The organism is Intrasporangium sp., from assembly GCF_036566125.1.
Taxonomy (GTDB): domain Bacteria; phylum Actinomycetota; class Actinomycetes; order Actinomycetales; family Dermatophilaceae; genus Intrasporangium.
Map to the genome: position 1 here is coordinate 1 of NZ_DATCWX010000057.1, position 2,151 is coordinate 2,151.

Genomic DNA, 2,151 nt, shown 5'->3' on the forward strand with positions numbered 1-2,151 from the left:
CATGGTCTTGAACGACGTGCCAGCGTCGGAGCCAATCATGCCCGCAGACGCAAACGCTGCGAGCCCGCCCGTCGTCTCCTCGATGGTCAGGCCCGTGGCCGACGCGACTAGACCCGTCTGGTTCAGCGCTGCGCCCAGATCCCCGACGGAGCCTTGCGCCTTGTTCGCGCCAGCCGCGAGCAGGTCCGCGATGTGCCCCACATCCGAGCCGGACTTACCAAACTGCGTCATGGCGCTGGCGGCGATCTCCGCAGCCTGCCCGACCTCGAGCTGCCCGGCAGCAGCCAGGGACAGCGCGCCGTCCAGACCGCCCGACAGCACGTCCTCAGCGGACACGCCAGCCTTGGCCAGTTCGGTGACGCCCTGCGCCGCCTCCGTCGCCGAGAACGCAGTGTCAGCGCCCGCCTTCAACGCGGCCTCACGCAACGCATCCAGCTGCGCACCCGTCGCGCCCGACGCGGCACCCACAGCAGACATCTGCGCGTCAAAGTCGGCAAAGGACTTGATCGCCTTGCCCATACCGACAGCGATAGCGACCGAGCCGAGGGCGGCCTTGTTCGACAGGTCCTCGAACGCCTTCTTCGGCTTCTGCAGATCCGCCTTCGTCAGGTCATCGACGGACGCCTTGACCTTGCGGATTCCAGCAACAGCGCCGTCAACCTTGGCGTCAACCCGAACGGCAACGGTGCGCTCAGCCATGGAACCCCCTCACAGAGTCAGTTGTCGTCGCCGTGCAGGCGGGCCAGGCGCTCGGCCACCTTGATGGCCTTGCGCTCCTCCCAGCCCTCTCTCAGACCGATCACGTAACGCCACGCCTCGGGATGCTCACTGTCCTTCTTCGTCGCAGCGGCCTTCGCCATCGTTAACGAGGCGAAGTCACGAACAGGCTCGACATATGTCCACTCGTCGGCCAGGTCGGGATCCATCGCCAGGCGGCGCAGCTGCCCGTGGGACGAGTCGACGCCGTCCATGTAGAGCGTCAACGCGAGGTGCAGGAGTCGATCGGTCTCGGTCCAGCGCTGCACCTCTGCGCCGCGCCAGAACGAGAAGGGGACGCCGAGCCGGTCGGCCGTCCTCAGTTCTGCGAGGAAGCCCGCGGACTCAGGGTCATCGAGACGCTCGGCGAGAAATCCGGCACCGCCACCTTGGACCGGATCAAGTCGTTGGCGTCCGCGACGAGCACGCTCCACTGAGCGAGGCCCACCACGTCAGCGACCCGCCGCCACTGCTCAGCCGTCAACTTCGGCTCAACGGACTGGATCGCCAACTGGTCGTACACGTCCGTGTCGTCAGACTGGATCGTCGCGAGCTCGTCCGGCGTGATGGTGCGGATCACGAACCCTTGCCGGCTCGCCTCCATCTCCTCCCGCAGCGCCGCAATCCGATCCGCGAGCGCCCTACGGGGGTTCTCGGTCGCCTCGCGCTCGTCGCCTGAAGCGTCGGGCAGTCGGTCGTGGTCGGCCTGCAGGCGCAGGATCTCGTCGCGGTTGTCGATGCGGTACACGTAGACGGTGCGGCGGGCGAGCTGCGTGCCGGCGACGAACGCCTCAAAGTCGAATGGCTCAGACATGGGGGTCTCCTACTGCTGCACGGGTGGCACGGGTTGACTCGCCCGGTCCGCGACCCGTGCATGCGCGGACCGGGCGAGGTACTGGGTCAGGCGACGAGCGGAACGCTGAACTGCGAACCCTGGTTGATGACCACTGCCTGCGTGATCTTCAACTTCTCCGCTGGGTTCGACCCGTCCACCGACTTCGGGAGCTGCGGGCCGAGCGTGACCGGCAGCTTGTCGACCAACTGACCAGCCGCGAGCGCCGAGTCCTGCGCGATGCCGTAACGCACGATGATGAAGCCGGTCGCCCCACCGCTGCGAGGGCCAAGCTTGTTGAGGGCGTCGTTCGTGGGTGACGTGCCGTCGTCCTGCGGCTCCCACACGTACTCCAAGTCGTTCATCGAGTACGTGGTGTTGCCCATGACCTCGGCGGCGACGAGGGTGCACTCCCGCTCGTCCGTGCCGCGCTCCGTCTCCGACGCGACACCGAACGTGCCCTTCGTCAGGTAGCACATCAGCTCGACGGCAGTCGGGCCCGTCAGGACCGCCACAGAGAGCGTGTCGGTCGGCACGAAGATGGCGTTGCGGCGGCCGAGCGC

The 2,151-nt window shown here is 67.2% G+C and carries 4 protein-coding genes; all 4 read right to left on the reverse strand.

Going from position 1 to position 2,151, the window contains the following annotated elements; genetic code table 11:
• The coding region (locus tag VIR15_RS03335; protein WP_331926054.1) for a phage tail tape measure protein at positions 1 to 699 on the reverse strand (699 nt) is incomplete at its 3' end.
• Positions 700 to 716: 17 nt separating this feature from the next.
• Complete coding sequence (locus VIR15_RS03340) at positions 717 to 1,025, reverse strand: hypothetical protein (RefSeq protein WP_331926055.1); 309 nt, start codon at positions 1,023 to 1,025, stop codon at positions 717 to 719.
• A gap of 50 nt (positions 1,026 to 1,075) precedes the next feature.
• On the reverse strand, positions 1,076 to 1,570 hold the full coding sequence (locus tag VIR15_RS03345) for a hypothetical protein (RefSeq protein WP_331926056.1): 495 nt from the start codon (positions 1,568 to 1,570) through the stop codon (positions 1,076 to 1,078).
• Between the two features lie 86 nt (positions 1,571 to 1,656).
• Positions 1,657 to 2,151 (reverse strand): phage tail tube protein (locus tag VIR15_RS03350; RefSeq protein WP_331926057.1); only part of this gene is annotated, 495 nt, incomplete at its 5' end.